The 19,588-nt window shown below is 67.6% G+C and carries 17 protein-coding genes; 4 read left to right on the forward strand and 13 right to left on the reverse strand.

Annotation, left to right across the window (positions count from 1 at the left end):
* Positions 1-49: 49 nt before the first annotated feature.
* From AC1DR7_RS17340 to AC1DR7_RS17350, 3 genes are read right to left on the reverse strand one after another with little or no spacing between them, the layout of a single operon-like run.
* Positions 50-1,486 (reverse strand): efflux transporter outer membrane subunit, encoded by a 1,437-nt coding sequence (locus tag AC1DR7_RS17340; protein WP_457321231.1) that lies wholly within the window; start codon positions 1,484-1,486, stop codon positions 50-52.
* On the reverse strand, positions 1,486-3,456 hold the full coding sequence (locus AC1DR7_RS17345) for a MacB family efflux pump subunit (protein ID WP_478052016.1): 1,971 nt from the start codon (positions 3,454-3,456) through the stop codon (positions 1,486-1,488). The genes AC1DR7_RS17340 and AC1DR7_RS17345 overlap by 1 nt, the downstream gene beginning before the upstream one ends.
* Positions 3,453-4,694 carry an efflux RND transporter periplasmic adaptor subunit gene (locus tag AC1DR7_RS17350; RefSeq protein WP_478052015.1) on the reverse strand — a complete coding sequence of 414 codons (1,242 nt, stop codon included), beginning with the start codon at positions 4,692-4,694 and terminating at the stop codon, positions 3,453-3,455. Before AC1DR7_RS17350 ends, AC1DR7_RS17345 begins: the two co-directional genes overlap by 4 nt.
* 201 nt (positions 4,695-4,895) lie before the next feature.
* On the opposite strand from AC1DR7_RS17350, the gene AC1DR7_RS17355 reads away from it, so the two are divergent.
* The 4 genes from AC1DR7_RS17355 (at position 4,896) to AC1DR7_RS17370 (ending at position 10,526) form a co-directional block, all read left to right on the forward strand.
* Positions 4,896-5,624: a response regulator gene (locus AC1DR7_RS17355; protein WP_256777427.1), complete on the forward strand. Its 729-nt coding sequence runs from the start codon at positions 4,896-4,898 to the stop codon at positions 5,622-5,624.
* Positions 5,621-7,024, forward strand: coding sequence for an ATP-binding protein (locus AC1DR7_RS17360; protein WP_457318934.1), 1,404 nt, complete (start codon positions 5,621-5,623; stop codon positions 7,022-7,024). The genes AC1DR7_RS17355 and AC1DR7_RS17360 overlap by 4 nt, the downstream gene beginning before the upstream one ends.
* Before the next feature lie 153 nt (positions 7,025-7,177).
* On the forward strand, positions 7,178-10,201 hold the full coding sequence (locus AC1DR7_RS17365) for a two-component regulator propeller domain-containing protein (RefSeq protein WP_478076577.1): 3,024 nt from the start codon (positions 7,178-7,180) through the stop codon (positions 10,199-10,201).
* Between the two features lie 70 nt (positions 10,202-10,271).
* Positions 10,272-10,526, forward strand: coding sequence for a hypothetical protein (locus AC1DR7_RS17370; protein WP_457318932.1), 255 nt, complete (start codon positions 10,272-10,274; stop codon positions 10,524-10,526).
* 76 nt (positions 10,527-10,602) lie between these two features.
* Here the strand turns inward: AC1DR7_RS17370 and rnt are convergent, their stop codons facing one another.
* From rnt to pstS, 10 genes are all read right to left on the reverse strand, one after another.
* The gene (gene rnt / locus AC1DR7_RS17375) at positions 10,603-11,256 is read right to left on the reverse strand and encodes a ribonuclease T (protein WP_478051783.1); all 654 of its coding nucleotides are present in this window, start codon (positions 11,254-11,256) and stop codon (positions 10,603-10,605) included.
* Between the two features lie 40 nt (positions 11,257-11,296).
* Complete coding sequence (locus AC1DR7_RS17380) at positions 11,297-11,806, reverse strand: HvfX family Cu-binding RiPP maturation protein (protein WP_256777423.1); 510 nt, start codon at positions 11,804-11,806, stop codon at positions 11,297-11,299.
* Between the two features lie 23 nt (positions 11,807-11,829).
* A complete protein-coding gene (locus tag AC1DR7_RS17385) occupies positions 11,830-12,585 on the reverse strand; it encodes an HvfC family RiPP maturation protein (protein WP_256777422.1) in 756 nt (251 codons plus the stop codon).
* Positions 12,578-13,450 carry an HvfB family MNIO-type RiPP peptide maturase gene (locus AC1DR7_RS17390; RefSeq protein ID WP_457318930.1) on the reverse strand — a complete coding sequence of 291 codons (873 nt, stop codon included), beginning with the start codon at positions 13,448-13,450 and terminating at the stop codon, positions 12,578-12,580. The genes AC1DR7_RS17385 and AC1DR7_RS17390 overlap by 8 nt, the downstream gene beginning before the upstream one ends.
* The gene (locus AC1DR7_RS17395; protein ID WP_457318929.1) at positions 13,437-13,805 is read right to left on the reverse strand and encodes an HvfA family oxazolone/thioamide-modified RiPP metallophore; all 369 of its coding nucleotides are present in this window, start codon (positions 13,803-13,805) and stop codon (positions 13,437-13,439) included. Before AC1DR7_RS17395 ends, AC1DR7_RS17390 begins: the two co-directional genes overlap by 14 nt.
* 669 nt (positions 13,806-14,474) lie before the next feature.
* Complete coding sequence (phoU, locus tag AC1DR7_RS17400) at positions 14,475-15,182, reverse strand: phosphate signaling complex protein PhoU (protein ID WP_256777420.1); 708 nt, start codon at positions 15,180-15,182, stop codon at positions 14,475-14,477.
* Positions 15,183-15,217: 35 nt separating this feature from the next.
* The gene (gene pstB / locus AC1DR7_RS17405) at positions 15,218-16,048 is read right to left on the reverse strand and encodes a phosphate ABC transporter ATP-binding protein PstB (RefSeq protein ID WP_256777419.1); all 831 of its coding nucleotides are present in this window, start codon (positions 16,046-16,048) and stop codon (positions 15,218-15,220) included.
* A gap of 19 nt (positions 16,049-16,067) precedes the next feature.
* Positions 16,068-16,934 carry a phosphate ABC transporter permease PstA gene (gene pstA / locus AC1DR7_RS17410; protein ID WP_457321858.1) on the reverse strand — a complete coding sequence of 289 codons (867 nt, stop codon included), beginning with the start codon at positions 16,932-16,934 and terminating at the stop codon, positions 16,068-16,070.
* Entirely contained in the window at positions 16,934-17,902 is a 969-nt protein-coding gene (gene pstC, locus AC1DR7_RS17415; RefSeq protein ID WP_256777417.1) for a phosphate ABC transporter permease subunit PstC, read from the reverse strand. Before pstC ends, pstA begins: the two co-directional genes overlap by 1 nt.
* 134 nt (positions 17,903-18,036) lie before the next feature.
* Positions 18,037-19,128, reverse strand: a complete 1,092-nt coding sequence (gene pstS / locus AC1DR7_RS17420; RefSeq protein WP_256777416.1) for a phosphate ABC transporter substrate-binding protein PstS — start codon at positions 19,126-19,128, stop codon at positions 18,037-18,039.
* Positions 19,129-19,588: the final 460 nt, after the last annotated feature.

Consider the following 19,588-nt stretch of genomic DNA (forward strand, 5'->3'; position numbering starts at 1 on the left):
GGTCGGCTCTACGTGGTGGTGGGTAGCCGACCAACGGTCGGCTCTACGGTTACCGCGCGCTGCCGCCCAGCGCCTTGAACAACGTTACATCGTTGATCAGCTGCTTCTGCTTCACCGAGGCCAGCGACAGCTCCGCATCGCGGCGGGTCTGCTGCGCTTCCAGCCAGGTGCGCAGGTCGGTGGCGCCGACCCGATAGCGCACCTCGTACATCCGCTCGATCTCCACCGCTTCATCGAACGATGCCTGCGAGGCCGCCACCTGGGTGGCGAACTGCTCGCGTGCCGACAGCGCGTTGTCCACCTCCGACAGGGCCGTGTACAGCGTGCGGCGGAAGTCGTTGGCGGCCATCTGGTAATCGGTGCCGGCCAGGCGGGTGTTCAACCGCGCCTGGCCGATGTTGAGGAACGGCAACGACAGACCGGCGCCCAGCGTAGCCACCGGGTTCTGCAGCACGTTCGACAACGACGTCGCGCTGCTGCCGACGCTGCCGGTCAGGCTCAGCGCGGGGTAGTACTGGGTGGCGGTGACCTTGATCGTCTTCAGGCTGTTGCGCAGCCTCAGTTCGGCCGCGCGCAGGTCCGGGCGCCGGCCCAGCAGTTCGGCCGGCAGGCCTTCGGCCACCACCGGGCGTCCACCGTCCAGCAACTGCTGCGGCTCGTCGTCCAGCGGCCACGGCTGCCCGTCCAGCAGCACCGTCAACGCGTTGCGGCTGGCCACCCGCTGCTGTTCCAGCGCGCTTTGCGTGGCCCGTTGCGCTTCCAGGCTCTGGGTGGCCTGGCGGACTTCCAGGCGCGATACCGCACCGGCGTCGAAGCGAGCCTGCACCAGTTGCCGGGTGCGCTGCAGGCGGTCCAGGTTGGCTTGGCCGGCGCGGATCGACTGATTGAGGAAGGCCAGCGTCCAGTACTGCGTGGCGACGTCGCCGATCACCAGCAACGCGGTGTTCTGCAGGTCTTCCTCACGCGCCTGCGCTTCCCACTGGGCGATGTCGCGCTGGGTGCGCAGGCGGCCCCACAGGTCGATTTCCCATTGCAGCGACACACTGGCCGAACTGCCGCGGTTCCACTGCGCGCCCTGGTCGATCGGACGACTGCCGTTGCTGCCGACGCTGCCCGAAGGCTGCGGCCACAGCGCGTTGTCGGCCAGCCCGGCCTGCAGGCGGGCGCGCTGCACGGCCAACCCGGCCGAGGCCAGGTCGGTGTTGGCGGCCAGGGCGCGGTCGATCACCCGCGCCAGGCGCGGATCGCCGAACTGGGTCCACCAGGGATCGTCGCGGACCTCGGTGCGGTCGGTATGCGGCAGGGTCTCCACCACGTCAGTGGGGACATTGCGCGAGGCATCGCCGCGACCATAGCTGGCCGGCACGCTGGGAGCGTCGACGGCGTAATGGCCGGTGCTGACGCAGGCCGACACAGCCAGCGTGGTCACGCAGGCCAGGGCGAGCGGGCGCAGGTGGCCGCGGATGAGCGGGAAAAGGGGATTCATCATTCGCGCGCCAGCGCCTCCACGGGATCAAGTTGGGCGGCACTGCGCGCCGGAAGAAAACCGAACGCCACGCCGATCAGGCTGGAGCAGGCGAACGCGGCGACGATCGAGGCCGTCGAGAACAGCATCTGGAAATCCGGGGCGAATTTGCCGAACAACCAGCCGACCACCAGTGACAGACCGACGCCAAGCAGGCCACCGAGCAGACAGACCAGCACCGCCTCGATCAGGAACTGCTGGCGGATGTCGCTCTGCCGCGCGCCGACGGCCATGCGCACGCCGATCTCGCGGGTGCGCTCGGTGACCGACACCAGCATGATGTTCATCACCCCGATGCCGCCGACCAGCAACGCGATCGCGGCGATCGCGCTGATCAGCAACGTCATGGTGCGCGTGGTCTGTTCGATGGTTTCGCGGATCTCGGCACTGTTGCTGAGGAAGAAGTCCTCGGTGCCGTGGCGCATGATCAACAGCTTGGAGATCGCGGCCTGCGCGGCATCCATCGGTGTGCTGTCGTCCACCCGCACGGTGATGCTGGAGACGTAACTTTGCCCAAGCATGCGCGACATCACCGTGGTGTAGGGCACCCACACGCCCAGGCTGGTACTGCTGCCCATGCCGAAGCTCTGCCGCTGTGCGACGCCGATCACCCGCACCGGCACGTTGCCGAGCAGGATCACCTGGCCGATCGGATCTTCACCGGACGGGAAAAACTGGGTACGGGTGTTCTCGTCGATCACCGCGACCTGGACCAGGCCCTTGACCGCATCGCCGTCGAAGAAGCTGCCCGCGCTCAAGGTAACGCCCTTGACCCGGAAGTACTGCTCACCCACGCCGCTGACCTGCGCGGTGGCCGACTGGTTGCGGTAGCGCGCAGTCACCGACGAGGACACGCTGGGAGTGGCGCTGTCCACATAGCTCTGCCGCGCCAGCGCGTCGGCATCGCTGGCCTTGAGCGTCTGCACGCGCGCCGAGCGCATGTCGCCGAAGCCGCGACCGGGATAGACATCGATGGTATTGGTGCCCAGCGCGCTGATGTTCTGCAGGATCTGCTGCTGCGAACCGTTGCCCATCGCCACCACCGACACCACCGAGGCAATGCCGATGATGATCCCGAGCATGGTCAGGAAGGTGCGCAGACGATGGGCGTTCATCGCCAGCAGCGCCATCCGGAACGCTTCGGTGAAGCGATCGCGGGCGGCCCGCCAGCTGTTGCCGCCGCCCGCGGCCACGGTCGGCTCGCGCTGCGCGCGGTAGCTGGGCGCGGAGGGGTTGGTGCGGTCGGCGATGATCTCGCCGTCGCGGATTTCGATGATGCGCTGTGCGTGTTCGGCCACGCTCATGTCGTGGGTGACGATGATGATGGTGTGGCCTTCGGCATGCAGCTCGCCGAGGATGCCCATTACCTCCTCACCGGATTTCGTGTCGAGCGCGCCGGTCGGTTCGTCGGCCAGGATCACCTCGCCACCGTTCATCAACGCGCGCGCGATCGACACGCGCTGCTGCTGGCCGCCGGAAAGCTGGCCGGGCGTGTGGTTCATGCGGTCGCCCAGGCCCAGGCGCTGCAGCAACTGTTCGGCACGCGCGGTACGCACCGGCCCCGGGCTGCCGGCGTAGACGGCCGGCACGGCCACGTTGCCGCGCGCATCCAGGTCGCCGAGCAGGTGGTAGCGCTGGAAGATGAAGCCGAAATGCTCGCGGCGCAGCGCCGCCAGTTCGTCCGGCAGCATGCTGCCGGTCTCGCGCCCGGCCACCTGGTAGCTGCCGCGGGTGGGGCGGTCCAGGCAGCCGAGGATGTTCATCAGCGTCGACTTGCCCGAGCCGGACTGGCCGACGATGGCGACCATCTCGCCAGCGCCGATGTCCAGGTTGACGTCGCGCAGCACCGCGATGGTGTCATCGCCGGCGGGAAACTCGCGGCGCAGGTCACGCAGGCGCAGCAGCGGCGTGCCCGTGGAGGCCGGACTCATCGACGCGGCCCGCCCATGCCGGCCCCGCCCATGCGCATCTGCGCGCCCCCGCGGCGGCCACCGCCGGCACCGGTGGCGGCCGCACCGCCTTCACCGACCACGACTTTCTCGCCTTCCTGCAACCCGGACAGCACTTCGGCATTGGCGCCGTTGTTGATCCCGATCCTGACCTTGCGCGGGGTCGGCACGCCGTCCTTGTCGGCCACGCGCACCATGTGCTGGCCGTCGCGGGTCTTCGGGCCCAGCGCGACGGCGGGAATGGTCAGCACGCCCTTGGCCTGGCTGAGCATCACCGAGACCTGCGCGGTCATGTCGATGCGCAGCGTGCCGTCGGGGTTTTCCACGTCGAACAGCGCGTTGTAATACACCGCGCTGCTGGAGCTGGAACTGGAGGAACTGGAACTGGACGAACTGTCGTTGGCGATCGACGACGGCGCCGGATTGATCTGGCGCAGCGTGGCGTGGTACTTGCGGTCCGGCTCGCCCAGGGTGGTGAAGTACACCGGCATGCCGGCCTTGATCTTGACCACGTCGGCTTCGGAAACTTCGGCGTTGACTGTGACCAGGTCCAGCCGCGCCAGCATCACGATGGTCGGTGCGGTCTGGTTGGCGTTGACGGTGCGGCCCTCTTCGGCGACCACCGCCACCACGGTGCCGTCCATCGGCGCGGTGATGCGGGTGTAGGCCAGGTTGGCGCGGGCGGTGCCCAGCTCGGTTTCGCTGCCCTTGATCTGCGCATCGTAGGACTGGATCTGCGCGCGGGCGGTTTTCAGCTTGGCGTCGGCGGCGTCGTATTCGGCCCGCGAGGTCGCTTCGGCGGCCAGCATCTGCTGCTGCCGCGCGAATTCCAGCTCGGCCTCGCGCAGGCTGGCCTGCTGCACCGCGCGCTGCGCCTTGACCTGGTCCAGCGTGGCCTCGGCGTTGAGCACCTGGTTCTGCTGGGTGGTGGCATCGATCTCGGCGATCAGGTCGCCTTGTTTGACCGTATCGCCCAGCTGCACCCGCAGCGATTTGATCTGGCCGGAGGCCTGCGCGCCCACGCTGACCAGCTTGTAGGCATCGATCACCCCGGTGGCCTCTACCGTCTGCTCGATGTCGCCACGGCCGACCGGGGTGGTGGCCAGGGTCGGGGCGGTCGGCTTGCGCAGGTACCATGCGACAATCGCAGCCAGCACGACGACAACGGCGATCAACAGCAGCACGCGGCCGCGACGGGTGATGGGCAGGCGGGGCTTCACGATGATCGTCTACTCGGCAGGCCGGGATGCGGCGTTGTCAGCATTGTGAAGACCGCACCCGTGCGGCTCAACACTCGCCCTGTGTCGGGGCGTAACCAAAGGCCTGCTTTTGTATGTCGCCGTGTGTCTGTTGCCTGCTTTGAAACATGCGTACGCAAACCACTGGATGCGGTTCAGCTCCCGACAGGGGATCATGGCCGCATGGAGACTCCCAATCCGATGCATCGACTGCTGATCGTCGACGACGACCACGACATCCGCCAGCTGTTGGCCGAACAACTTGGCCGCGCCGGCTACCAGGTCAGTACCGCCAGCGATGGCCAGGCCATGCGCCAGGTCCTCGAGCGCGAGCACGTGGACCTGATCGTGCTCGACCTCAACCTGCCACGCGAAGATGGCCTGACCCTGTGTCGCGATCTGCGCGCGCGGTCGAGCACGCCGGTGATCATGCTCACCGCACGCAGCGAGCCGATCGACCGCGTGCTGGGCCTGGAGATGGGCGCCGACGATTACCTCGGCAAGCCGTTCGAGCCGCGCGAGCTGCTGGCGCGCATCCGCAACGTGCTGCGCCGTACCGAAGCGCTGCCGGCCAATCTGGAGCCGCTGGCGATTCGCCGGGCACGCTTCTCGCAGTGGATCTTCGACCTGGAGCATCGCCACCTGCTCGATCCCGATGGCCGCGTGGTGGTGCTGTCCGGGGCGGAGTTCCGCTTGCTGCGGGTGTTTGTCGGGCATGCCAACAAGGTCCTGTCGCGCGAACAGCTGGTGGCGCTGAGCAGTGGCCGCAGCTATGAATCGCAGGATCGGGCGATCGACCTGCAGGTCAGCCGGCTGCGCAACAAGCTGGCCGATGACGGTGGCAGCGATGGGCTGATCAAGACCGTGCGCAACGAAGGCTATGTGCTGGCCACGGCAGTTACCCTGGAATGAAACGCCTGGGTCGGTTCTTCGCCTCGATGGTCGGGCGCCTGTTCCTGATCCTGCTGCTGGGCATGAGCGTGGCGGCGATCGGCGCGACCATGCTGGCCAGCGCCAAGCGCCAGCAGGAGTTCGAGCGGCAGAATCTCAACCGCATCGCCGACCGCCTGCAGGGCTTCGTCAACATGCTCGATGGCAATCCCGAGCTGCGCGATCGCCTGCTCGACAGCGGTGGTCCGAGCGTGCGGCGGCTGCCGCCGGGCGCACGGGTAGGTCCGCCGGATGCCGCGCTGATGGAGGTCCTGGATGACCGGCCGGGGCCGGTGTCGAGCAGCCAGGTCGCCTTTACCTCGTTCCGTTCGTGCCTGCCGCGTCTGCCCGAACTGCCGCACCCGAAGAAACCGCGCAACGGCCCACCGCGCGAGCGCGATCCGGCCTTCATCCCGCCCAAGTGCCGGATGGTGGCGCTGCGCCTGAGCGATGGCACGCCGCTGCAGCTGGCGCTGGACTCGCCGGCGGTGGCGCACAACGGCATCCTGGCGGTGGACCCGCTGTTCCTGACCCTGCTGGTGATGGCCATCGCGGTGCTGGCCTACGTGGTTGCGCGGATGGCCAGTGCGCCATTGCAGCGGCTTGCCTCGGCGGCCGCCGCGCTGGGCGACGACCTGCAGGGCGCGCCGATGCCGGTGACCGGGCCACTGGAGGTCAAGCGCGCCGCCGAAGCTTTCAACGCGATGCAGAAACGCCTGCAGCGGCACCTCGGCGAGCGCACCCAGATGTTGGCGGCGATCACCCACGACCTGCAGACGCCGGTCACCCGGCTGCGCCTGCGCCTGGAGAACGTCACCGATGACGCCCTGCGCGAGCGCCTGATCGGCGACCTGGCCGCGATGCAGGCGCTGATCCGCGAGGGCCTGGAGCTGGCGCGCAGTGCCGAAAGTGCCGAGCAACGTGCAGCGCTGGACCTGGATTCGCTGCTGGAGAGCATCGTCGAAGACGCCGTGGAAGCCGGCGCCGACGTGCGTTTCGACGAGCCCAGCGGCGCGGTGTTGATGCTGCGGCCGCTGGCTATGCATCGGCTGTTTTCCAACCTGGTGGACAACGCGGTGACCTACGGCCAGTCGGCGCGGGTCAGCGTGGAGCAGGACGCGGACAAGGTGGTGGTGCGCATCCGCGACCGGGGACCCGGCCTGGCAGACGACGAGCTGGAGGCGGTGTTCGACCCGTTCGTGCGGCTGGAGACCTCGCGCTCGCGCGAAACCGGCGGCGCCGGCCTAGGCCTGACCATCGCGCGGGCGCTGGCCGAAAAGGATGGCGCGCGGCTGGCGCTGCGCAACCATCCGCTGGGCGGGCTGGAGGCGGTGGTGGAGTGGCCGGCGAGCCTGCGCGCGGCGGGCAGCCGTCCTGCCTGAGCGCTCTCGACACAAAGCGGCGTGGTTTTGCCTACTATGGGCAACCCCACCCGCTTACTTTCGCATGAGCGCGCCTTTCCCCGTCGGTTGCAAGTCCAGTGCACCGCCGCCCGTCGCACGGCCTCCCGCCCGTTTCCTGGCTGGTCCTAACGGATGAGCCAAGCGGGGTGCGGTAGCCGGTGGCGGCCGGTACAACGCAGTGTCCATCGGCGTCTCGGCGCAGCCCTGTTGTGGCTGTGCCTGTGCTGCGCACTGCCGTGGCCGCTGTCGGCGCAGGACGGCCCGCCGCCGCTGCGCGATTACGCCACCGATGTGTGGACCTCGCGCAACGGCCTGCCGCACAACTCGCTGCGCGACATCGCCCAGACCCCGGAAGGGCATTTGTGGTTCGCCACCTGGGAAGGCCTGGTGCGCTACAACGGGCTGGATTTCACCGTGTTCGACCGCAGCACCAAGCCGGGCCTGCGCGACAACGGTGTTGGCGCGCTGTTCGTCGACCGTGCCGGTGCGCTGTGGATCAGCGACTCGCGCGGCAACGTCACCCGGCGTGGCGCGGATGGACGCTGGCAGGTGTTCGAACACGCACCGGGCGCGCCGGAGGTGCTGATCCAGGCGATGCAGATGGACAGCCATGGGCGGCTGTGGCTGCTGTATGAAGGCCAGGGCATCGGCAGCCTCGGCCCGGACGGGACCTTCCAGTACCAGAAGCCGCCGGCCGACGTGCCGATGGCGATGAGCTTCACCAAGCTGGTGGTGGACGCGCAGGACCGGGTCTGGGTGGGCACGCTGGACGGGCTGGTGGTGCGCGACAACGACGGCGTGCTGCGGCGCGCGCCGGAGAGTTTCGGGCTGGGCCGTGGCCTGGTCTGGCCATACCGCGCCCCGGACGGGGTGATGTGGATCGTCGCCGGCGAGCGCGTCTACCGCATGCAGGATGGGCTGCCGCAGTTGCAGCACCGCCTGCCCGGGGTGATGCATATCACCGCGATGCTGCAGGACCGGCATGGCGACCTGTGGCTGGGTACCGAGAACCAGGGACTGCTGCGTTTGTCGCGGCACGGGCTGGAGCGCCTGCCGAACGGGTTGTCGCTGCCGGGCGGACGGGTGGTGAGCCTGCGCGAAGATGCCGAGGGCAGCATCTGGGTGGGCGCCAACGGCGGTTTGTACCGCCTGCGCGAAACCTTGTTCAGCAGCTTCACCGAGCGCGATGGACTCAGTGGCGATTACGTACGCACGGTGCTGGAAGACCAGAATCGGCAACTGTGGATCGGCAGCGCCAACGGCCTGGACCGTCGCGATGCGCAGGGCCGGTTCGTACCGGTTGCATTGCACAACAGCGGCGGAAAGACGCCTTCGGTGCTGAGCCTGGCCCAGGACCATGACGGCGACCTGTGGGTAGGCACCTTCGGCGATGGCGTGTTCCGGCTGGATGCACAGGGCCGCACGCGGCGGATCTACGGCGCCGCCGACGGGCTGCCGGGCGGCAACATCCGCGCGATGAGCGTGGACCGCGCCGGCGCGGTGTGGGCCGGCACCCAGAAGGGTGTGGTGCGGATCGACGGCAACGGCGTGCACGTGCCCGACATGCCCGGAATGCCCGGTGGGCTGATCACTGCGATGACACACGACGCCGATGGCGCGTTGTGGATCGGCACCATCGAAGGGATCAAGGTGCTGCGCGGTGATCGCGTGCAGAGCATCGACCTGGCCCCGCTGGGCGGTGGCCGCAGCGTGTTCGGCTTCCAGCAGATCGACGATGCGATGTGGATCAGCAGCGACCGTGGCCTGTACCGCTGGGAGGACGGCACGCTGGCGCGGGTCGGGTTGGAGCAGGGCATGCCGGTGGACACGGTGTTCCAACTGGTGCCCGACCGGGTCGGCAACGTCTGGATCAGCAGCAACCGCGGGGTCCTGCGCACCGACATGGACATGCTCAACCAGGTCGCCGATGGCCGTGCCCAGCGGATCGAGGTCGAGCATTACAACGAGATCGATGGCATGGCCAACTCGCAGGCCAACGGCAGCTCCGGGCCGTCGGYGATCCTGCGCCAGGACGGCACGTTCTGGGTGGTCACCGCCGGCGGCCTGAGCACCGTCGACCCGCTGCGTCTGCAGCGCTTCCGCGAGCGGCTGGCACCCCCGGCGGTGATCGAGAACGTACTGGTCGATGGCAAGCCGCTGCACTGGCAGGGCAGCGACCACAACAGCATCCCTGGCGGGCGTCGACTCAGCGTGAGCTATGTGGGCCTGAGCTACCTGATGTCCGAGCGGATCCGTTACCGCACCAAGCTGACCGGGCTGGACAATGGCTGGATCGAACGCGGCCAGCAGCGCAGCGTCGAATTCGTCGGCCTGCCGCCGGGCAACTACACCCTGCACGTGTCCGCGGCGCATCCCGGCGGCAGCTGGAGCGACAGCGAGGCGGTATGGGAGTTCACCGTTGAACCGTTCCTGTGGCAGCGGCGCACGGTGCAGCTGATCGGCGTGCTGCTGTTGGTGGCCGGGCTGATCGCGCTGTACCGCTATCTGATCAACCGCTACAAGGCCAGCAACATCCGCCTGGCGCGGATGGTCGACGAGGCCACGCGCGACCTGCAGGCGCAGACGGTCAACCTGCAGGCCTTGAACCAGGAAAAAACCGAGCTGGCCGACCGGCTGGCGGTGCAGGCCGAGCAGTTCGGGCGGCAGGCGCGCGAGGATGCGTTGACCGGGCTGCCCAACCGGCGCGCGTTCGACGAAGCGCTGGCGCGCGATTTCGCCCGCTCCCAGCGCAGCGGCCATCCGTTGTGCCTGGTGGTCCTGGACATCGACCACTTCAAGGAGGTCAACGACCAGCACAGCCACAGCGTCGGCGACCTGGTGCTGGTGGAAGTGGCGCGGGTGATCGCCTCGGCCTGCCGCGACTCGGACATGCCGGCGCGTACCGGCGGCGAAGAGTTCACCCTGCTGCTCAATGACACCCGGCTGGCCGAAGCGGCGCAGGTCTGCGCACGCCTGCGCGGGCTGTTCCATGACCATCCGGACTGGGCCGGCGTGCCCGGCCTGAAGGTGACCTTCAGTGCCGGCCTGGTCGAGCTGGATGCGGCCGACCGCACCCCGATGCTGCTGTATCAGCGCGCCGATCGCGCGTTGTACCGGGCCAAGAGCGAGGGGCGCGACCGCACCGCGATCGGGTAGAGCCGACCGTTGGCCGGCTGCGCGCGATGATCGACACCCGGTAGAGCCGACCGTTGGTCGGCTGCACGCGATGATCGACACCCCGGTAGAGCCGACCGTCGGTCGGCTGCACGCGATGATCGATACCCCGGTAGAGCCGACCGTTGGTCGGCTGCACGCGATGATCGATACATCGGTAGAGCCGACCGTTGGTCGGCTGCACGCGATGATCGACACATCGGTAGAGCCGACCGTTGGTCGGCTGCACGCGATGATCGATACCTCGGTAGAGCCGACCGTTGGTCGGCTGCACGCGATGGGTGGTGTGCAGGCGGCTGGCGCTTGAGAGCAGCCGACTAACGGTCGGCTCTACCTTCGGGGGGTATGTGCCGCGCTTGAGAGCAGCCGACCAACGGTCGGCTCTACGGTCGCGGCCACGCGTTGGCGATGGTGCAAAACAGCTTGGCGGTCTGCTCGGTGTCGTACACCGCGCTGTGTGCCTCGTCGGCGTCCCAGCCCAGGCCTGCGGCGGCGGCCGCACGCGCGAGCACGGTCTGGCCATAGGCGATGCCGGCCATGGTGACCGTGTCGAACACGCTGAAGGGATGGAACGGGTTGCGCTTGTGGCCCACGCGGTTGACCGCGGCATTGACGAAGCCGAGGTCGAAGTGCGCGTTGTGGCCGACCAGGATCGCGCGCTGGCAGCCGTATTTCTTCACTGCCGCGCGGACCGGGGCGAAGATGTGGTCCAGCGCGTCCTTTTCAGACTTGGCCAGGCGGAACGGGTGGTCCAGGATGATGCCGGTGATCTCCAGCGACTTCGGGTCGATCTCGAGCCCTTCGGCCGGAATCACGTGGGCGCTGGCGGTCTGGCCGGGGTAGAGCAGGCCGTTGTCGTCCATTTCGATCGGCACGGCGGCGATTTCGAGCAGCGCATTACGGTTGCAGTCGAAGCCACCGGTCTCCACGTCGATCACTACCGGCAGGAAGCCGCGGAAGCGCTGGGACATGGCCAGGTTCACTGCCGGGGCAGCAGGCGCCGGAGCGGCGGTGGGGGGCAAGGCGGCATCTGTCATGCGGCGATTCTAGCAGAGGGGGACTGTACGCCTCCCGCGCTCAGGCCAGCGAAGGCGTGCGTGCCAAACAGCGCTGCAGCAACCGGTCCAGGCTCAGCGGGCCGGCCCCTTGCAGGACCAGCGGCAGCAGCATGGCCATAAACAATACGGGCAGCTTGAAGTTGCCAAAGCCCTGGTCGGTAATGGCATAACCCATGGCCAACTCGCCCAGCCCGTCCCAGTGCATGGGCCAATGCACGGCGGCGGTGGCCACCACGGTCAGAACCAGCAGGCTGCTGGCGGCCATGCGCGTGCCCAGGCCGACCAGCAGGCAGGCCGCGCCCACCAGTTCGAACCACGTGGCCAGCTGCCAGTTGACGCTGGCCGGTACCTGGTCGAAGGGAAACGGGAACGCCTGCTGCAGCTCGCCGAACCAGTTGCTGCCGTGCAGTTTCTCGCGGCCGGATTCGAAATACTCCCAAGCCAGCAGAAGGCGCAGGCCAAGCGGGGCAATCCACGGGCCGAGCGGGTCCAGCCGGCCGCGCAGGGCGGCCAGATACGGTGTCTTCATCAACGGAATCCTTGGTTGGGGGATCAAGAAGCGGGAGGGGCCGGGCCGATCACGCCGCTGTCCTGGAACTGGTGCAGCAATGCTGACCCGGGGGCGAGCAGCGCATCGGCGGGCAGGCCGTGGGCGCGTGCAAGTTGCTGCAGGTGCCACGTGCCGGCATGGCCGGGCTGCTGGCCGATCTGTTCCAGCAAGTGCGCGGCCATCGGGCTGATGGTCGCAAAACGCACCTGCCCATCCGGGTCACGCCGCACCAGCAGCCCGGTGGGGTCGTCACCTGGTGTGTGGGGAGCGTCGTCGCTGCCCAGCCGGTGCACCGGCCAGTGGTACAGCAGCGGCCACGCCAACGGCGAGCGCAGCAGGGGGACGTGCATCGGGTCCAGCCCGGGCGTGGCCGGCAGCGGCTGGGCATCGAGCTGGTACAACGCGGTTTCCACCCACTCGTAGTGCGCCAGTTCGGCCAGCGCCGGGTGTGGCAGCGTCGGCTGGACCTGCAGCCACTGCACGAACTCGGCGGCCAGTTCAGTAAACAGCGGGGTCTGCGCGCGGTGTTCGGCCACGAAGCGCCTTACCAGCACGGTCCACTCGGGATCGCCCAGCAGCTGCACGCAGACCGGAAAGCCGGTGCCCAGCAGGCCCAGCAGGTTGTTGAACACCAACCGCCGGTAGACCGCCAAGCGCCGTGCGTCCAGCCCGGCGGGCGGAGCCACCTGTGCCGGGTCGCGCAGGTGGGTGGTGAGTGCCCGCTGTTGGGCGTGCAGGCGGGCCGGTGCGTCACTCATGGTGGGCTCCTGCGTGCGCGGCCATCAGCTGGCGGATGGTGCGCAATTCGTCGCGCAGTTCGGGGTAGGGCGGAAAGTTGAAATCGCGTTCGAGCAGGGTGGGGCGTGCACCGATGCGCGCGTAGGTGCGGGCCAGCAGGTCCCAGACCGGATCGATCACGGCGCTGCCGTGGGTGTCTATCTTGAGGTCCGCAGCTTCGTCCAGGTGGCCGGCCACGTGCAGGCAGACGATGCGCTCGGCGGGCAGGCCGGCGATGAACGCGTCGGCGTCGTAGCCATGGTTGCAGGCGTTGACGTAGACGTTGTTGACGTCCAGCAGCAGGTCGCAATTGGCTTCGGCCAGCACGGCGTTGGTGAAGGCCAGTTCGTCCATGGCCGGTTCCGGTGCCAGGTAATAGGAGACGTTTTCCACCGCGATGCGCCGGCCCAGGACATCCTGCACGCGGGCGATGCGTGCGGCGGTGTGGTGCACGGCTTCGTCAGTGAAGGGGATGGGCAGCAGGTCGTAAAGGTGGCCATCGTCGCTGCAGTAGCTGAGGTGCTCGCTGTAAAGCGGTACCCGGTGCTGGTCGAGGAACCGGCCCACCTGTGCAAGCAATCGGGTGTCCAGCGGCGCGGTGCTGCCCAGCGACAGGGACAGGCCGTGGCAGCTCAGCGGGTAGCGCTGGGCGAGGTCGGCCAGGGCCTCCCCGGCAGGGCCGCCCACGCCAATCCAGTTTTCCGGGGCGCATTCGAGGAAGTCGAGGTCGCCGGCCGGGGCATCACGCAGGGTCTGCAGCAGTGCGCGGCGCAGGCCCAGCCCGGTCGCCGCCGCAGGCAGCGGCGACCGGTGCATGCCCGGGGCGATGGGGTCAGTGCTTGGCACCGCACTTGCCTTCGCCGCACTTGCCTTCCGCGGCCTTCTTGTCGCCGGCGGCCTTGGTCTTGGCCTCGGCCTCGGTGCCCTTGCCCTTGTCGGCGCCGCACTTGCCTTCGGCGGCCTTGGCGCCGGTTACGGTGGCCGTTTTGTCAGCGGCCTGGGTGCCGGTCTTGTCGCCATGGGCGCCACACTTGCCTTCACCGCACTTTCCTTCGGCGGCCTTGGTCGCGGCCTGGCCGGCAACGAGGTAGCCCTGGGCCAGGTCGGTCATGCTCAACGCGGACGCTGATGCAGTGGCGCCCAGGCCAGCGGCCAACGCGGTGGCGGCCAGCAGGGACATCGAACGGGTGGATTTGGTCATCGAAACGGAACTCCTTTGGTGGTGAGCCAGTGGCCCGGAATGGAGCCGCAGGTGCAGCGCCTGGATGGATCATGTCCTGCGAACCCTCAACGAATCCTCCCATGCAGTTCAACAATCGGTGAATACAATTTGTTGCGGAAGGCGCAGCCTGCGATGCCGCCCGTGAACCGGCACGCGCTGAAGGGACCACCAGCAGCATTCTGCCTTCCGCGAGAAACAAGGTTGTTCTCCCCCGGCGGGGAACCGTGCTGTTCCAAAGACTCTGGCGGGAAGGTGCAGGGCGCGCTCCATGCTTGCCATCTGGACGGGAGAAAGACCCATAAAGGTGCTTCTCCCATCGGAGGGGAACATCTTGGTGCAAGGGCCGTCGCAGCCTGAGGACGATGCTACGGGTGCGGACGGGCAGTGCCCGCGACGTGTGCATCGGGCTGTGTCTTCGCTCGGGTCTGTCGCGCGCGTGAGAGCCCCGTGGCGGCCGGCAGGCCCCTGGCGCAAATGTCCCCTGGCCGCGTGGCGGCCTCCTCCTATATTTTGCCCAGCGCCCGATCCACCGACTGCCGCGCCCGGACAGGGTCAAAGCACGCTTCTGCTTGCTCCGCATAGGGGAGAAAGACAAAAAAAGCCGCCACCCGAAGGCAGCGGCTTTTGCTGTTGTTGCAGCGGGAGAACTCAGACGTGATCGGTGCTGCTGGTTTCGTCGCGCTTTTCGCGCGGCGGAAGGACCTGCTCGCCGTGCACCAGGAACCAGACGTTCTCGGCGATGTTGGTGGCATGGTCGCCCACCCGCTCCAGGTTCTTGGCCATGAACAGCAGGTGCGTGCACGGGGTGATGTTGCGCGGGTCTTCCATCATGTAGGTCAGCAGCTCGCGGAACAGCGCGGTGTACTGCGCGTCCAGGCGCGCGTCGTCATCGCGCAGCGTCAGGGCAGCGGCGGCGTCGTTGTCGCGGTAGGCCTGGATGGCGCGGCGAACCTGCTCGGCGGCCAGCCGGCCAAGCGAGCGCAGGCCTTCGATCTGCGGCAGCGGCGGCACCTTGCTCAGCGCGATCGAGCGCTTGGCCACGTTGGCGGCGTAGTCGCCGATACGCTCGATATCGGCCGGGATGCGCAGGCCGGCGAGGATCTCGCGCAGGTCGCGGGCCATCGGGCCACGCAGCGCCAGGCGCATCACGTCGTGGCTGATCTGCTGTTCCAGTGCGTCGATCGCTTCATCGTTGGCGATGATGCGATGGGCGGCGTGGTCGTCGCGCTTCTCGATGACGTCCATGGACGCCTCGAGCTGGGCGACGGCCATCTCGCCCATGCGCACGATCTCGGCCACCAGGCGTTGCTGCTCTTCGTCGTAGCTCTTGACGATGTGGTCGTTGGGAATGCTCATGCGGTTCTATCCAGAGGTTCGTGGGCGGGCCGGGATCAGCCGAAGCGGCCGGTGATGTAGTCTTCGGTCTGCTGCTTGTTGGGCTGCGAGAAGATCACTTCGGTGCGGTCGTGTTCGATCAGGTCGCCCAGGTACATGAAGGCGGTGTAGTCGGACACGCGCGCGGCCTGCTGCATGTTGTGGGTGACGATGACGATGGTGTAATCGTGCTTGAGCTCTTCGACCAGCTGCTCGATGCGGCTGGTGGAGATCGGGTCCAGCGCCGAGGTCGGCTCGTCGAGCAGCAGCACGTCCGGGCGCAGGGCCACGGCGCGGGCGATGCACAGGCGCTGCTGCTGGCCACCCGACAGGCCCAGCGCGCTCTGGTTGAGCTTGTCCTTGACCTCGTCCCACAGCGCGCCCTGGCGCAGTGCCTGTTCGACGCGCACGGTCATGTCGGCCTTGGACAGCTTTTCGTGGTGGCGGATGCCGTAGGCGACGTTCTCGAAGATGGTCATCGGGAACGGCACCGGCTTCTGGAACACCATGCCGACCTTGCTGCGCAGGCGGTTCATCGGGTACTTGGGCGAGAGGATGTTCTCCCCGTCCAGCAGCACCTCGCCGCGCGCTTCCATCTTCGGGTACAGCGCGTAGATGCGGTTGAAGATGCGCAGCAGGGTGGACTTGCCGCAGCCGGACGGGCCGATCAGCGCGGTGACGCGCTTTTCCGGGATTTCCAACGCGATGTTCTTCAGTGCGTGGAACTTGTCGTAGTAAAAGTCCAGTCCACGCGCGGCCAGCTTGATCGGCGCCGGGGTCTGCAGGCTTTGATGCGAGGCCGGCACCACGATGCGCTGCATCGGCACGGCGTTGGAGAGATCATTCATGGCGAGGTCCGCGGAGAGGTCAGTCATTGGAGATACGGTTGCGCAGCAGGATGCCGCGCGCGGAGAGGCTGACCAGCAGCACGAACACGGTCAGCACCAGCGCGCCGGCCCAGGCCAGCGTCTGCCAGGATTCATACGGGCTGCCGGCGAACTGGTTCATCACCACCGGTACCGAGGCCATCGGCTGGAACACGTTGTTGTTCCAGTACTGGTTGCCGAAGGCGGTGAACAGCAGCGGCGCGGTTTCACCGGAGATGCGCGCCAGCGCCAGCAGGATGCCGGTGACGATGCCGGCCGCGGCGCTGCGGTACAGCACCTGCACGGTCACCTTCCACTGCGGAATGCCCAGCGACAGCGCCGCTTCGCGCATCTGCGAGGGCACCAGGCGCAGCATTTCATCGGTGGTGCGCACCACCACCGGCAGCGCGATGAAGGCCAGCGACAGCGCACCGGCAAACGCCGAGAACTGCCCGCCGGTCTGCATCACGTACAGGGTGTAGACGAACAGGCCCAGCACGATGGACGGTGCCGAGAGCAGGATGTCGTTGACGAAGCGCACCACCGTGCCGGTCTTGCGGAAGTTGCCGTACTCGGCCAGCCAGGTGCCGGCCAGCACGCCGAGCGGCGTCCCGATGGCGATGGCCAGGCCACACATCACCGCGCTGCCGAAGAACGCATTGGCCAGGCCGCCTTCCTGCATCGGCGGCGGTGTCATTTTGGTGAACAGGTCCAGGTTGATCCCGGCCAGGCCCTTGGAGGCCAGCGTGAGCAGGATCCAGCCGAGGAAGAACAGGCCGAACAGTGCGGTCAGGCAGGACATGAGCAGCGCGACGACGTTGACGATGCGGCGGCGCAGGTACAGCGGTTGGGCGTTGGCGGTGGACATCAGTTGCCCTCCTTGCGGGCCAGGCGCATCAGCATCAGGCGGGCAATGGCCAGCACCACGAAGGTCACGATGAACAGCACGAAGCCGAGCAGCAGCAGTGCCGAGCGGTAGGTTTCGGTGGCCTCACCGAAGTCGTTGGCGATCAGCGCGGCGATGGTGGTGCCCGGCTCCAGCAGCGACGGCGACAGACGCACGCTGTTGCCGATCACGAAGGCGACGGCCATGGTTTCGCCAAGCGCGCGGCCCAGGCCGAGGAAGATGCCGCCGATCACCGCCGAGCGGGTGTAGGGCAGCACGATGTCCCAGCTGACTTCCCACTTGGTCGAGCCCAGCGCGTACGCCGATTCCTTCAGGCGGGTAGGCACGGTGAGGAACACTTCGCGCATCACCGAGGAAATGAAGGGGATGACCATGATGGCCAGCACGAAGCCGGCGGTGAGTACGCCGATGCCCAGCGGCGGGCCCTGGAACAGCGGGCCGATGATCGGCAGCGTGCCCAGGTGGTCGTTGAGGAACGGGGTGATGTATTCGGTCATCACCGGCACCAGCACGAACAGGCCCCACATGCCGTAGATGATCGAGGGGATGCCGGCCAGCAGTTCAATGGCGGTACCGACCGGGCCACGCAGCCAGCGCGGCGCGACTTCGGTGAGGAAGAAGGCGATGCCGAAGCTCACCGGTACCGCGATGACCATCGCGATCAGCGCGGTGACCAGGGTGCCGTAGATCGGGGCGAGGGCGCCGAATTTGTTCTCGACCGGATTCCATTCGGACGAGTAGAAGAAGCTCAGGCCCTGCTCCTGCAGGGCATGGCGGCCGCCCCACAGCATGGAGAGCGCGGCGCAGGCCAGGGCGACCAGCACCAGGATGACGGTGGCGATCAGCACCCATCGGAACAGGCGGTCGTTGCGGGCATCACGCAGGTCGCGGTTGGACGGTGCGGGTACAGGCAGGGCGATGGCATTCATGGGAAAGGCGTGGGCCCGGAAAGAGAAGAGGTCGTGCCGGGCGCTGCCCGGCAACACGTTCGTAGCGTGGTGCTGCCGGGCAGCGCCCGGCCCTACGACCGGTCAGGCCCGCGCTGCACGCGGGCCCGGCTTTTTCACTTGAACTCGGTGGACCAGTAGGTTTCGATCTGGGTGACCAGTTCGGCCGGCAGCGGCACGTAGTGCAGTTCGTTGGCCTGCTTCTGGCCGTTTTCGAAGGCCCACTTGAAGAACGCCAGGGTTTCCTTGCTGCGCTTGGCATCCTTGGGCTGCTTGTGCATGAGCATGAAGTTGGTGGCGGTGATCGGCCACGCCTGGTCGCCCGGGGCGTTGGTGATGACCAGGTTGAAGTCCTTGGCGCTGGCCCAGTCGGCACTGGCGGCAGCGGCGGCGAAGGTGTCGGCGGTGGGCTGCACCCAGTTGCCGGCGGCGTTCTGCATGGAGGCGTACGGCATGCCGTTCTGCAGCGCGTAGGCCAGTTCGACGTAGCCGATGGAGCCCTTGATCTGCTTTACGTACGAGGCGACGCCTTCGTTGCCCTTGCCACCCACGCCATCGGGCCACTGCACCGAGGTGCCTTCGCCGACCTTGCTCTTCCAGTCCGGGCTGACCTTGGCGAGGTAGTTGGAGAAGTTGAAGGTGGTGCCGGAGCCATCGGAACGGTGGACCAGGGTGATCTTGCCGTCAGGCAGCTTGACGCCCGGGTTGGCGGCGACGATGGCCGGGTCGTTCCAGGTCTTGACCTTGCCCAGGAAGATGTCGGCGAGCAGGGCACCGCTCAGGCGCAGCTTGCCGGCTTCGAGGCCGTCGATGTTGACGACCGGGACGACGCCGCCAATGGCCGAGGGGAACTGGCCGAGGCCGGCCTGGGCCAGCTCTTCGCTGCTCAGCGGCTTGTCGGAGGAACCGAAATCAACGGTGCCGGCCTTGATCTGGGCGATGCCGCCGCCGGAGCCGATGGACTGGTAGTTGATTTTGGCGCCGGTGGCGGTGTTGTAGTCGGCCGACCACTTGGATACGAGCGGGAAGATGAAGGACGCGCCGGCGCCGGAGATTTCGGCGGTGAGCTTGTCGCCGGCGGCCGGGGCTGCGGCGGGTGCGTCGGTGGCCGGCGCGGCGGCCTGGCCTTCGGCGCCCGGCTTGCAGGCGGAAAGGCCCAGCGCGATGGCCAGGGAAAGGGCGGTCAAGCCAGCCGTGTGCAGTTTCATGCGTCACTCCGTAGCGGGATAGGGGCCGGTCTCTCCGGCGACGCTGCTATGAAATGATGTTTTTGTTACAGCCGTATGACGGTGTGACCGGGGGCACGTGGAGGGCTTGTGGGGCTTGGGTTTCCCCAAAATCCTGAAGGCGGAAAGCGTGATGCACGGGGTGCCAGGTGCGCCTTGGCTGGGCGGGTGTGTGGGGGTTCGCGGGACAGGTAGCAAGTACGTTGCGGGTTGGCCATTTGGGGTTTGGGGTTGCCCAAAATCCTGAAGCAGGAAGCAGGAAGCAGGAAGCAGGAAGCAGGAAGCAGGAAGCAGGAAGCAGGAAGCAGGAAGCAGGAAGCAGGAAGCAGGAAGCAGGAAGCAGGACGCGGGGGGCTGGGTACGCCTTGGCTGGGCGGGGGTGTGTGAGTTCGCGGGACACGCCGTGAATCCATCCCTGGAGGCTCGCGTACGCCATCCATGG

It is taken from the genome of Stenotrophomonas sp. P5_A9 (assembly GCF_056400525.1).